The organism is Pseudomonas sp. PAMC 29040 (genome assembly GCF_003994535.1).
In the GTDB taxonomy this organism is placed as follows: Bacteria; Pseudomonadota; Gammaproteobacteria; order Pseudomonadales; family Pseudomonadaceae; genus Aquipseudomonas; species Aquipseudomonas paraversuta.
The window spans coordinates 190,865-203,812 of record NZ_RZAA01000003.1 but is presented as its reverse complement, the minus strand read 5'-3'; the positions used below and the strand labels follow the sequence as shown (position 1 = coordinate 203,812).

10 protein-coding genes are annotated in these 12,948 nt (G+C 59.3%); 4 read left to right on the top strand and 6 right to left on the bottom strand.

Features of this window, described 5'->3' with window-relative positions:
• Window positions 1-68: 68 nt before the first annotated feature.
• Complete coding sequence (locus WG29040_RS06315; protein WP_003446744.1) at window positions 69-311, top strand: ParD-like family protein; 243 nt, start codon at window positions 69-71, stop codon at window positions 309-311.
• Window positions 308-1,096: a type I methionyl aminopeptidase gene (gene map, locus WG29040_RS06310; RefSeq protein ID WP_003446743.1), complete on the top strand. Its 789-nt coding sequence runs from the start codon at window positions 308-310 to the stop codon at window positions 1,094-1,096. The genes WG29040_RS06315 and map overlap by 4 nt, the downstream gene beginning before the upstream one ends.
• Before the next feature lie 42 nt (window positions 1,097-1,138).
• Here the strand turns inward: map and WG29040_RS06305 are convergent, their stop codons facing one another.
• On the bottom strand, window positions 1,139-1,834 hold the full coding sequence (locus WG29040_RS06305; RefSeq protein WP_003446742.1) for a response regulator transcription factor: 696 nt from the start codon (window positions 1,832-1,834) through the stop codon (window positions 1,139-1,141).
• A gap of 41 nt (window positions 1,835-1,875) precedes the next feature.
• Window positions 1,876-2,112 carry a hypothetical protein gene (locus tag WG29040_RS06300; RefSeq protein WP_256681530.1) on the bottom strand — a complete coding sequence of 79 codons (237 nt, stop codon included), beginning with the start codon at window positions 2,110-2,112 and terminating at the stop codon, window positions 1,876-1,878.
• Between the two features lie 243 nt (window positions 2,113-2,355).
• Here WG29040_RS06300 and WG29040_RS06295 point away from each other — a divergent pair, with 243 nt between their 5' ends.
• A complete protein-coding gene (locus WG29040_RS06295; RefSeq protein ID WP_127195871.1) occupies window positions 2,356-3,051 on the top strand; it encodes a response regulator transcription factor in 696 nt (231 codons plus the stop codon).
• Between the two features lie 115 nt (window positions 3,052-3,166).
• On the top strand, window positions 3,167-5,428 hold the full coding sequence (locus WG29040_RS06290; RefSeq protein ID WP_256681529.1) for an ATP-binding protein: 2,262 nt from the start codon (window positions 3,167-3,169) through the stop codon (window positions 5,426-5,428).
• 50 nt (window positions 5,429-5,478) lie between these two features.
• On the opposite strand, the gene WG29040_RS06285 is transcribed toward WG29040_RS06290, so the two are convergent.
• From WG29040_RS06285 to tssM, 4 genes are all read right to left on the bottom strand, one after another.
• The gene (locus WG29040_RS06285) at window positions 5,479-7,701 is read right to left on the bottom strand and encodes an ATP-binding protein (RefSeq protein WP_256681528.1); all 2,223 of its coding nucleotides are present in this window, start codon (window positions 7,699-7,701) and stop codon (window positions 5,479-5,481) included.
• A 405-nt stretch (window positions 7,702-8,106) separates the two neighbouring features.
• The gene (locus WG29040_RS06280) at window positions 8,107-8,322 is read right to left on the bottom strand and encodes a hypothetical protein (RefSeq protein WP_003446734.1); all 216 of its coding nucleotides are present in this window, start codon (window positions 8,320-8,322) and stop codon (window positions 8,107-8,109) included.
• Window positions 8,323-8,540: 218 nt separating this feature from the next.
• A complete protein-coding gene (locus tag WG29040_RS06275) occupies window positions 8,541-9,242 on the bottom strand; it encodes a response regulator transcription factor (protein WP_127195870.1) in 702 nt (233 codons plus the stop codon).
• 426 nt (window positions 9,243-9,668) lie between these two features.
• Window positions 9,669-12,938, bottom strand: coding sequence for a type VI secretion system membrane subunit TssM (gene tssM / locus WG29040_RS06270; protein ID WP_127195869.1), 3,270 nt, complete (start codon window positions 12,936-12,938; stop codon window positions 9,669-9,671).
• Between the last annotated feature and the right edge of the window lie 10 nt (window positions 12,939-12,948).

Here is a 12,948-nt window from a genome sequence, read left to right as displayed (position 1 = left end):
CAAGGTTGCGATGTGGCCCCGCCATCGCCTAATATACGTTTCATATACATTTCATATTGAGCATTTAGATGGGCATTGTAAAAATCTCGGACGCCATGCACGAGAACCTGCGGCTGGCCAGCAACGCTCTGAGCCGCTCGATCAACGCACAAGCGGAGCACTGGATGCGTATCGGCATGCTGACCGAACTGCATCCAGGCCTGGATCACAACCAGATCTGCCGCCTGCTGATTGCCGCCGAACTGGACGGAGGCCTCGATTTGAAACAGTTGTGCGCCGCCACCCAAGCCACCGCAGGAGTCGATCAATGAGAGCCGGTGTCGTGATCAACAGCCCGGCGCAGATCGCCCAGTCAAAGATTGCCGGCAAGCTGGCCGCCGAAGTGCTGGCCATGATCGGCGCCCACGTCAAAGCGGGCGTCACTACCGACCAGCTGGACCAGATCTGCCACGACTACATCGTCAATGTGCAGAAGGCCATTCCCGGTAACGTGGGCTATCACGGTTTCCCGAAAACGGTCTGTACCTCGGTCAATCAAGTCGTCTGCCACGGCATCCCGAACGCAGTGCCGCTCAAGGACGGGGATATCGTCAATATCGACATCGCCGTGGTCAAGGATGGCTGGTACGGCGATACCAGCCGCATGTACCTGGTCGGCGATGTCGATCCGCAAACCCGTCACCTGGTGAAAACCACCTACGACGCCATGTGTGCCGGGATTCGTGTGGTTCGCCCGGGCGCAACCCTGGGCGACATTGGCCATGCCATCCAGTCGCTGGCCGAAAAGGAAGGGTTCAGTGTGGTCCGCGAGTACTGCGGTCATGGCATCGGCAAGGTCTACCATGATGAGCCGCAGGTCCTGCACTACGGCTACCCGGGCCAGGGCATGAAGCTTAAAACCGGCATGATCTTCACCATTGAGCCCATGCTCAATGCGGGCAAACGCCATGTCAAAACCCTGGCGGACCAGTGGACCGTAGTGACCAAGGATCAGTCGCTGTCGGCCCAGTGGGAACACATGGTTGCCGTGACGGATGACGGTTTCGAAGTGCTCAGCCCCTGGCCCGACGCCAGTGACGAATACCCCGCCATCTAATGTGTGTGGGAGCCGGGCTCCCACAACCATCAGTGACTGCCATCAGCCGTTCTCGAACTGCGAGCGGATCTTGAACAATTCATTGTCGCTGGTCACACCCAGCTTTTTGTAGGCCGATTGCTTCTGGGTGCTGATGGTCTTGATGCTGCGGGAAAACTTCCCGGCGATTTTCGTCACCGACATGCCCTCAAGACAGCAGCGCAGCACTTCGCGCTCACGAATGGAAAGGGTACTCAAACCGGTCAGTTCCCCCTGGTCTGACCCGCTGTCGGCAGAGGTTTCCAGGCTGCTGCGGGTCGAAATTTCGTTATGTTTGAGCTCCAGCGCCATCGCAGAATGCAAATAAATCTGGCCGGCGGCGACTTTTCTGATGGCGAGTACGACTTCATCAGAGCTTGTATCCTTGCCCAGAAATCCACTCGCACCGCAGCGCATCGCCAGGGCTACCGTTGCCGGCGTATGCAGGGCCGAAACCACCAGCAGGCGCGCCCCCGGATACCGCAGCCGCAGACCGCGAATCAGATTCAGGCCGTCAACTTCGCCGGGGCTCAGGGAGTAGTCCATCACCACCACGTCCACACTTTGCGTTCTCAACGCGTCCATCAACTGCCGGCTGCGGGTGAAACAGCCGACAATCTGCATATCTTTATGGGGGGTGAGTAACCGAGAAAACCCTTGCAGAATCAGCGCATGATCATCAAGCAACATCAAGCGAATCGGGTTCAACATGGATGCCATGGCAACTTCCTCTTTACCTCTCAGCGTTGCTGAACCAGGTATTACTCCATATGACCCTTTATCAGGGGCGTTCGTACCAGCACTTCAACCAGAGTCAAAGCCAAAACCCGCACCAACACTAAGGGCAAAGAATCGCGCGTTATGATATGCCCGCTTTCCGCCACAAAAATAAGAATCGTCTCAAAAAGCAAAAGTGTCTTACCCCCACCAGCCTCAGCCAACATGAAGTCGGCCGCGCCAGAAAGCAGCCCAATCTCTAAAAACCCGCCTTGATCCATTTTAGAGGCATCCACTGCACAGGCTGTGCAGAGCGAAATGGGGGCTGATTCAGGTCAGGATGAACCACGGGCTACTATTGATTCCGGGTAGCGACTTCAGCCTCTGCACATGTTGTTCATAATCTATTACTCTGAAGCTCTGGCCTGCGGCCCCTGGAGCCGTACAGATCACACTCAACACTTATTTGTCGACCTCGCGACTACTGTGGCGCGAGATGAGGACAAAGTTCTTCGAGGCTGGTCATGTCCATTCGCAAAATGATTCGGGTCATGCTTCTGGATGATCATCTATTCATGCTCCAAGGCCTGGAACTGAGCCTGAAAACCCAGGCCGACATTCAGATTGCCGGCAGTTTCAGCAGCAGTCAGGCACTGCTTGAGGCACTGCAACGACAGAGCGTCGACCTGGTGCTGCTGGACTATTCACTGGGGCCGGACGAAATCGACGGCCTGAACCTGGTGCGCGGCCTGAAAAAACGCTTTCCGGGCATGCGTTTGCTGGTGCTGTCGGCACTGCATAACCCCGCCACCGTGGCCATGGTCATGCGCAGCGGCGCCGACGGATTTATCGGCAAAGAAGTGGACCCGTCCCAACTGCCTATTGCCATTCGCCGCGTGGTATCCGGCAAGACCTACCTGGCCGAAACCATGAGCGAGCAGTTTCGTGAACAGGAGATCTCTTCCGGCGATCCATCGACCGCAGCCACCAACGATGACACTGACAGCCTGGCCATCCTTGCCACGAATGCGGCGCTGACCGGGCGCGAGCACGAAGTGATGCGCTGCCTCCTGGACGGCATGTCGGTGACGCAAATTGCCAATAAGTTTTCCCGCAGCATCAAGACCATCAGTACCCAGAAACAAGCCGCCTACAAAAAGCTCGGGTTGAACAATGACAACGAGCTGAACAAGGTCCGCTACCTGCTGGAAGGCCAGTGATATGCGCAGGCTGATGCTGCTGGGGATTGCGCTGTTGATCAGTTGCCAGGTGTACGCCGATTCCCCTTACGCCTTCACCCCGGCAGAGAAGCAATGGATCTAGGAGCACCCGGTGGTGCGCTATGCCATCGACTCCTACTGGCCGCTGGAATACATCGAAAATGGCGAACACAAAGGCCTGACCCGCGATTATCTGCAGCAAATCTCGCGCATCAGCGGACTGCAATTCGAACTGGTTCCGACAAAAAACTGGAGTGAAACCCTCGCCCTCATCGACGCTGGCAAAATCGACCTGACCACTGCGGTCTCCAAAGCCTTGATCGACAAGGATCAGGCCGGAAAACTACTGCTGTCCGACGTTTTTTTCGTCGGTTCCACCGTCGTCGTCACCCGCAGTGGTGAACCGGTACTGTTTTCGACCCACAAACTCAACGGCAAAGTGGTAGCGGTCAAAGGCGGCGGCGGCTATGAGCAGTACCTGCGAAAAGAGTTCCCCGACGTCGAACTGCTACTGATCAATGACCCGGAGGACGCCCTGATGGCTTTGGCCGAGGGCAAAGCCGACGCTGTGATTGGCATGGACAGCGTTTTGCAGTTGATCATATCCCGCAAGTTTTTCGGCACCCTGCACCTGGCCGGCGTGCTGTCAGACATGCCGATCGTCAGCAGCATGGGTATCAGCCCCAAGTACCCTGAACTGTTGTCCATCATCAACAAATCACTGGCACAGCTACCGCCATCAACCATCGATGCCATCTTTGAACGCTGGCTGGAACGGACCGACTACGGCGCCCCCTCCTGGGCGACGGTTTTCCGCTACTACCAGATCGAGCTGATTTGTTTTGCCCTGCTGCTGTCGGCACTGGCCTTCATGACCCGACGTGCCATGCTGGCGAAAAAGGCCGCGCAGAAAAGCGAAGCGGCCAAATCGAGTTTCCTGGCAATGATGAGCCATGAAATCCGCACCCCGATGAATGGCGTGCTGTCGTCCATCGAACTGCTCAAGGGTTCACCGCTGACCCCGGCGCAACAGGAACTGGCCACCCTGGCCAACGTTTCGGCGCGCAACCTTCTGGAATTGCTCGACGACGTGCTGGATATTTCCAAGCTGGAAGCCGACAAGATCCAACTGGAATCCGTCCCCACCGATCTGCAGCAACTGGCCCGGGGCCTGGCCGACATCCACCAACTGGCTGCCCGCCAGCGCCATACCGAGATATCCCTGGCGGTTACCGGCCTGGATGAGGTGTTACTGATCCTCGACCCGGTCCGTATCCGTCAGGTCATCGCCAACCTGCTGTCCAATGCGGTGAAATTTACCGAGCACGGCGAGGTGCTGCTGAGCCTGCACTTTGAAGCCACTTCCTCCGACTCCGGACACCTGGAGATACTGGTCAGCGATACGGGGATCGGAGTCGACGCGCAACAACAACGGCATTTATTCCAGGCGTTCGTCCAGGCCGACAACTCGATCACCCGGCGTTACGGCGGCAGCGGACTGGGGCTGTCCATCTGCAAACAGCTGGTGGAGTTAATGGGCGGCCAGATCGACCTCGAAAGCGAATCCGGCCAGGGCACCCGTGTACGCGTCAGCTTGCCGGTGAGTTTCAGGCACAAATACCCTGCCCTGCCTGCCCGGGCTGCCGAAGAGCCGCTGCCGGACGCACCAGCGAAAACCTGGCAGCAGGTGCTGGTGGTCGAAGATCATCCGATCAACCGCCAGACCATCCAGCTACAACTCACTGAGCTGGGGTATCACGCGCTGATTGTCGAGGACGGCATAGCGGCCATGGCGACCATGGAGCAGCACCGCGAGGGCATTTGCCTGATCCTGCTGGACTGTCACTTGCCCGGCATCGACGGTTACGAAGTGGCCCGCAGGATTCGCCAGCAGGAACAAGAGCAAGGCCTGGCCCACATGCCGATCATTGCGATCTCCGCCTCCACCGACGAGCAACATCAGCTCAAATGCATCGACAGCGAGATTGACGGCAATCTGTCAAAACCCCTGACTTTGTCGGCCTTGCGGCAGATCCTGGGCCTGTGGCTGCCCGGCCCCGACACCCCGCCCCAGCCTGTGGCCAGCTCACTGAGCAGCGCCTCCATCGAGGATCTGTTCAATACCTCCTGTGGCGAAGATTTCGCATGCCTGCATGATGCGTTCGACAAGCACAACCTGGTGCTGGCCCTGCACTACAGCCATCGTCTTCACGGTGCAGCGCTGGCGATGCAGGCGAACGAACTGGCGAAACGGGCCAGGGACATGGAGCAGGCCCTGCGTGATACTGCCGGTCAGGAGTACGACTGGAGCGCCATGCTGGCCGGCATGGAAGAAGCGTTGAAGAGCTTTTACCTGAGCAGAAAAACGGGCCCGTAGTCGCTGACCGGGCACGCGGCTGCGAGCCCCCGTCGCAGCCGCGTTGCGCGTCAGCGACAAGCGGATTCCAGGGCATGTTGCAAATGCTCGATGGCCATGTGAACAGTCGCAATTTCAACTGGCTCCTGGCAAAGCGCCTCAAGTCTGCGGGCAGCCTCGACGACCCGGGGCTGATCCAGCATCATGGCGGCACCTGCAATGCGATGCGCCCGATGCGCCACCTGGGGCCAGTCACAGGCTTGCGCAAAGCCAGGCAGAGGCTCGAAGTCCAGGTGACAAGTTGCAAAAAAAGCACTTAGCAGATCGCCGTCGGCCGGCTCCGGGGATGGCGTGCATCTGTCACACCACAGATCGATTATTTCCCGCAACTGGTCAACCCGTAACGGCTTGGTCAGCAAGCCATCGATACCGGCGTCAAAACACGACTCGGCATGCTCCGCCCCAACCATTGCCGAAATGGCAATGATCGGTGTACGGATCTGGCGCCCGGCCTCCATGACACGTATACGGCGGGCGACGCTATAGCCATCTATATCCGGCAAATTGCAGTCCAGCAGCACCACATCGAAGCGTTCCCCGGCAAAGCAATCCAGACCCGCCTGCCCCGTCAGCGCCTGGACGTTTTCATGGCCCATGGTCTGTAACTGGCGCCTGATCACAAACTGGTTTTGCGGATGATCCTCAACCACCAGTACTTTCAGCGCCGGCATCCCGCTACCCGCCGCCGCGGTTGAAGCTGAGGAATTTGTCTGCTGGAGGTGCACCTGCGGCTCTGCCAGCAGCGCGGGCACCCGGACCACGAAGGTTGTGCCCTTGCCGAGCTCGCTGTGCAACACAATAGTGCCGCCCATCAACCCCAAAAGACGGCGGCAGATGGTCAGCCCCAGACCGGTGCCGCCAAACTTTCGGGTAATCGAGTCGTCGGCCTGGGTAAACGCCTGAAACAGGCGCCGCTGATCACGCCAGGAAATGCCGATGCCGGTGTCAATAATGCTCAGGTGCAACAGCCCCCTGGCTGAATCCTCAGGGTCGATCTCAAAACCGGCTACCACCTTGACCTCACCGGCCTCGGTAAACTTGATTGCATTGCAGAGCAGGTTGATCAGTACTTGCCGCAGGCGCAGGGCATCAACACTCAACCACAGCGGCGAGTCCCACTGCAGGCTCATCTTCATCGGCAGGCCTTTCTCCTGCGCCCGCAACTCCGAGATGCTGAGCGCCTCCTCGATCAACCCGTCGATATTGGTGGGCCTGAACTCGAGCACCATGCGCTCGGCCTCCAGCTTGGAAAAATCCAGCGCACAATCGAGCAGCCCCAACAGCGTATTGGCACTGGTCACTGCAATTTTCGCCAACTCGGCATCTTCCGGCGCGAGCCGGGCTCGCCCCAGCAGCTCGACACTGGAAAGTATCGCATTCATGGGCGTACGAATTTCATGACTCATGACCGCCAGCAACATGGCCTTGTCCCGCTCGCTACGCCGGGCCTGGCGTTGCGCCAGATGGGCGTTGCACAACAGATACATGAAGATGGCAAGAAACAGGACCACCACGAGCATTTCGCGGCAATAGTATTTCAGCAGTTCGGACCACGACGGCGGCCCGTAACTGGCGGCATCAACCCAGCGCGCCAGCATGTGGTCGGTCTCGCGGGCGGTCAGCGTGGCCAGGGATTTGTTGATGATCGAGACCAGTAACGGCTGGTCCATTCGTATGCCGATGCTGACCACTGCGGGCAATTCGGCAATCGAACCCGCGACGTGCAGCGTATCGAAATAGCGGTGTTGCAAAATCGGGATCAACACCGCATCAACATCGATGGCGGCATACAGCTCGCCGCTCGCGACACGCTCCAATGCCTCTGTTGCAGTTTCGACCGCGACCAGCAGGATTGCGGGGTAACGTAAACGCAAACTGCGCTCATACCCGCCTCCGGCCTTGACAGCGACCTTCTTGCCCTCCAGTTGACGAGGATCGAACATCACCGGCGAACTGGCCCGGGTCACAATAAGCGTGGAACCTACAAAGTAAGGTTTGCTGTAGGCGATATGCTCACGGGATTGCGGCGCAGCCATCTGCTGTGAAGTGGCCGCAAGCAAGTCGATACTGCGCTCCGCCAGTGCAGCCCTGGCGGAGGGCCAGCCCAGGCCTTGCTTCCAGCGAAACTCCAGGCCGGAAACCCTGGCAATGGCTTTCAGGTACTCAGCGCTGAGCCCTTTATAAACACCATCTTCAACGTATTCCAATGGGCGCCAGTCGGGATCCACAGCCACATGGACCACAGGATTGGCGCTAATCCAGGCTCTTTCCTGTGCAGTGAAAAGCTGTTCAGCCTGCCCTTGGGCCATGCTCCGAAAACAGGCAGAGGCCAGCAGCAGGCCCCAGACAAACCTGCGGCCGCTGCGATCGCGCCTGAAAACTTTCTTGGCGTACCCCATTGCCCGGCCGGCTGCCGAGGCAATCACCCGGCACCCGATGGGCGCGCAGGACTACGGGATACCGGATTATGGGTGGGTATCACTGCTCGCAGAGTGCATGCGGGTGCATAGCGGGCGCCGACCCTGAGCAAACAACCGACCCGACACTGGCAGATCCTCGGGGCCCGAGCCCGTACCATCGCCCGGCATCGTTGCCAGACAAATTTTGAGTTCACCATCAGGCCAGCCATTTGCAACCCGCTAAAGTACTTCCTGGGAGTTGAGCTGACATAAAGCGTCCAACAGCAACAAATGGTTTTTATCCAGCATGTCGACATAACAGGCCAGGAGTTGCGCATTCACGCAATTTACCGGTAAATCGACACCATCCGTAAGTTCACGAATCATGATACTCAGCACCGTCTGATTTTCACTGATCCGGAGAATTGCCTGTGATAAAGCCACAACACTGTCCATCGAATATCCTTATAAGTAAGTAGACTCTACGGGGAATCCATCCCCTCCAACGCAGTACTGCTTGAGCAACAGACATACTTCTGAATCAGCAGACGGCATTTAAAAAAATATAGCAGCACTCTAAAAATCAAAAATAAGAACATTCTTATAATAACCCGGCAAAAATCAGGCCATTATTAGAACCCAATAGTGTCCGACCCACTAACAGCGGCCATCACTTAATCACCTTCAAACTGCGAGCGAATCTTAAACAATTCATTATCACTGCGCAGCCCGAGCTTTTTAAAGGCGGCCTGCTTTTGAGTACTGATGGTTTTGACACTGCGCTCGAATTTCAACGCGATTTGCGTGACCGACATGCCATCCAGACAACAACGCAATACTTCACGTTCACGAAATGACAACTCACTGGTTCTGACCAGCATGTCCACCCCGGTGGGTTTGGCCAGGCCATTGCGCTGCCCCTGAGCAATGGAAACCCCGTTGTATTGCAGATTCGACTCCATCTGCGGATGCAGGTAACCGCGCCCGCCCACCAGTCTGCGTACGGCAACCGCCAGTTGACTGGAGCACATGTCTTTACCGATAAACCCCTTGGCTCCGCAACGCAGGGCCAGCGCCACAGTTGCAGGAGTGTGGGATGCCGAAATAATCAGTAAATGAATATCCGGAAAGCGAAGCCGCAAACCGCGAATCAAATTCAAGCCGTCAATTTCCCCCGGACTCAGGGTGTAATCCATGATGATTATGTCAACTTCCATGCCGGGCTGGCTCAATGCATCAATCAATTCCCGGCTGCGGGTGAAGTGCCCGACGACTTCCATATCCTGCTCTTGCCTCAACAGTTGCAACATACCCTGCAAGACCAGGTCGTGATCATCCAGCAGCATCAGCCGGGCCGGCCGTAATAATGAAGCCATCAGAAACTCCTTTATAAGCATTGACTGTTGCAAATACCTTTTGCAGGCCGGGTGCTTTTAGTTAAAAAGCAGAAATACTCTTACCGATCAAATCCCCCCTCGGCATCATTCGACGACACCTTGCTCGGCCAGCACCTTGAACCAACTCAAAGCAGTATTGGCACCGCACAAGCCTGCGCAATTCGGCTGTTTCTGCGTAAAAGCCGAGTTGGCGATGTTGTGCACAGCTTAACGTCCACTCACGGCTGTTGATCCGGGTTTCAAGACGCACATCGCGGGAGACGGGTTACAGGCGCGCCCCGTTTAAAGGAGTGGCAGCAATCGCAACGGAATGATTATTTCACCCGCCTCAAGGTTTGAAACCGTCCAGATGACGGTCAGGTCCGATGACGCAGAGAAAGCTATATGAACAACGGGTTACTGTATTTAGGAAAGCTCTGAAAGCTGAAGCGGTTCAGCTGAAGTGCCAATCGACGGGCAGCGGAAGCCATTCAGCGCTTCACGACCCAAAGCCATGCCCTGGCGCCCTGCCCGCAGCTGCAAGCGCACTTCCTCCCCTTCGAAGTCCAGAACCAGTTGCCGGACTTGGGGATTGTCGGTCGGTATCTGCCGGGCCTGATCAAGCAAACGAAACCAGGCCCATGCCCCTTCGGTGCGCCGGGTAAGGGTGCGGCCATCGAGCAAGGTGGCCGAGAGGCGAATCTGCGTCCCCAGGGCCTTGCCCGGAAAACCGAAAGTCACCCCGCGCAACGGTCCGTGCCGATAGTCCAGGCGCTTGTCATCGATGTGCAGGGTGAAGCTGGCGATGCGCTCGCTCATGGTCAGCGGGCTGAGCTCAAATTCGAAGCCTGCCTGGGTCCCGCCTGCCGGAAAAAAACCCGCACGTACCTGCCCGGCCTGTTCCAGGGCGAGCAGTAACGCCCCCCCGAGGGACTCGCCCCCAAGGCTGTCACCCAGGCGCCACGGACGCGAACGGGTATCCAGCAAGCCCGCCAGATGTTGCTGGACAAAGCCTTGCAGTGCCCCGTCAGCGGCAAACATCCGGTTGAAGTCTTCGAGGCTGACGTCACTGGCCGAGTCACCCGCAAACGGGTAACGCCCGCTCAGTCCGCGCTCGCACAATGGCGCCACTTCAGCGGCCCAGGCAGTGGCCAGCGAGCGTCGGCCCTGCTGCTGTACTTGCTGCTGGCCAATCTCGGCAACGTCGAGGAAAACCGGCTGCAGCAGACCGGGCAACTGCTCGATTTCCTCATTCAAACGCTGCAACACCTCATTGGGCGGCACCGTGACTTTCAGGGAAGGCGCTTTCTGATTGGCCTGCATCAATAAAGCGGCACCTTTGACTGCTGCGCGCACTGCCAGGGCCGGCGGCTCGGGTGCCGAAGCAGCGAGCCAGCGATGCAAAGGCTGGAAGTGCCGGGTCACCGGATGCTCCGGGGGCGCGGCAGCGGTCTCGCCCGGTTCGGCCACAGGCTGAAGACGCTGCGCCTGCTTTTGCGCCATATCCAGCCAGCCCTCTGGGGATGCTGCGGGGGTCAGTTGGGTATGCCCGGCGACGGCCTGCAGTAATACCAGCAGCGGCGAATCGGTCCGGGCCAATTGCATCAACCGCCGCGGCAGGTGTTCATGCTGGTCCAGGCCGGCGATTTGCAGATCGTCGAAAAAACCCTCCCAATGGGCAATGTAGTCCTGATGATAGAGCGCCAGAATCTCGCGTTTGACAGGCTCCAGAGCCAGCACTTCGGAGCGCCCCAGCAGTCGACGTTCTTGCAGCAACCCAACCGTCAGCAAGGGCTCGAGCAATGTCTCGAAACGCCGATAACCCTCCCGGGTATACAACCCCGGCACCCCCTCCACCAGGCTTTCGCCGCTGCGCCGGGCGAACAGCAGCATGCCCTCGGCCCCCAGCACCGAGGCAATGCTGAACTCGGCCAGGGCCTGACCCCGCATCCCCTCAAGCAGTTGTTCGTATAAACGCTGGGCCAGCGGTTGCGCCGCCAGCCGGTTGCGCACCTGCTCGATCAGGCCGCGATCCAGCGGCACCGGGCCGGACTGCGCCAACCCCTTGAGCAGGCCTTGCAGATGCTGATCCAGCCGCAGGCGGTAGGCTTCACCGGGGCCGCCCGCAGCCCGGGCATACCAGTCACGCAATGAGCGGGCATCCATGGGCGCCTCGCCACCGAGCATTAAATACAGCCCCAGGCTCTCGCGCAGCCCCTCGTCAGTAGTGCCATGCAAACTGCCATGCAAGCGCTGCAACAGATCCACCAGCAAAACCTGCTGCAGATCCCGGGCATACAACTGCCCGGACAACTGACGTAACTGGCGATCGGTGGCCCAGACCCTCCAGCGCCGATCGAGAAGCCGGGCTATGCCGGCGAGCCGGTCCAGCCGCAGCAGTGCCCCGGCCCCCAGCGCGACGGGTGCTCCATGGGGCAGCGCCTGCTGCAATGCCGCGATGTGTTGATCAACCTGCTCCAGGCGCCGGTCCTGATCACGGTACAGATTGAGTAACAACAACCCGGCGAGCAGGCTGGCGACCAGCATCAGATAGTGCGCCCGCGGTCGCCACCAGGCGCCGGCCTGACGCAACGGGGTGCGTATCCGGCCCGGCCGGCGGCAGGTCTGCAAGGCCCGCAGCAGGGCCGGCGCCGGCGACTCCGGGGTGGCTGCCCGGGCGCTGAAACGTATGGATTGCAAGGCGACCTGAGCAATGCCCGGCTCCTGGGCCAGCGCTGTGTTCAGCAGCCCGTTCAATGTCAGTGCAAACCCTCGCCACATCGGTATGAAGCCATACAGCCGGGCGCGCACCTGAACATCCGGCTCGCGCTGCAGGCGCTCGAACTCACTGCTGTCGAGGCCCTCGATCAGGGCAGCCATGCGCTGTTCGAGGGTGGCGAGCAAGTGCCGGTTGCGGGTGGCCGGGGCGAATTCCACGCTCAACTCGCGGCGGTCCGCCGGTAGCCAGGCCAGTGATTCGCCATAGCCGGGCAACTGCTCGCATTCACTGATGATCAACTGCAGCGTCAGCCCTTTGCCGAAGCGGCTGGCCAGCTCTTCCAGACGCGCGCGCAGGCTCAATGCAATCTGGTCCCGCTCCACCTCTGTCGCGCCCTGCAGCCGGGCGGCCGATAGCACCAGGATCACTCCACGCGGATGCTGACCCGAGGCGCCCGACTGCCCCAGGTCATCCAGCAAGCGACGCCACAGCCGCACTTCCTGCGGGTGGCGCTGGCTCACCAGGTGGCCGCCGATTTCAAACAGCCCATAGCCGTCAACGGCACTGCAGCGCAAGTCTTCATCGGCATTGGCCGGCAACCCGAGCAAGGGCCCCTTCTCGACCCCGGCCGGCCCGATCACCAGCAACCCCGGCAATTTGCCCCCGGTGCGCTGGCGCCATGCACACAGCCGTTCGTGCAATGCCAGTTCGCGCTCCGTCAACTCGTCGAGCACCGCTGCCGTGGCGACCGCTTGCGGCTCGGCCTGCTGCTTGCCACGCCGCCCGAGCCAGACCAGCAGGACGGCCACCAGCAGCAGCGCGCCACACAGCAGCAGGCGCACCACCAGAGCGGCCAGCGGTACATGACCGTCAACCGCCAGGCGCGGGCCATGGATCAGGATCAGATACATCGTAAATAGCAGCCCCAGCAGCCAGGGCGAGGCCCGCAGCAGGGTTTTCAAAACACGCAGGAGCATGGCAGCAACA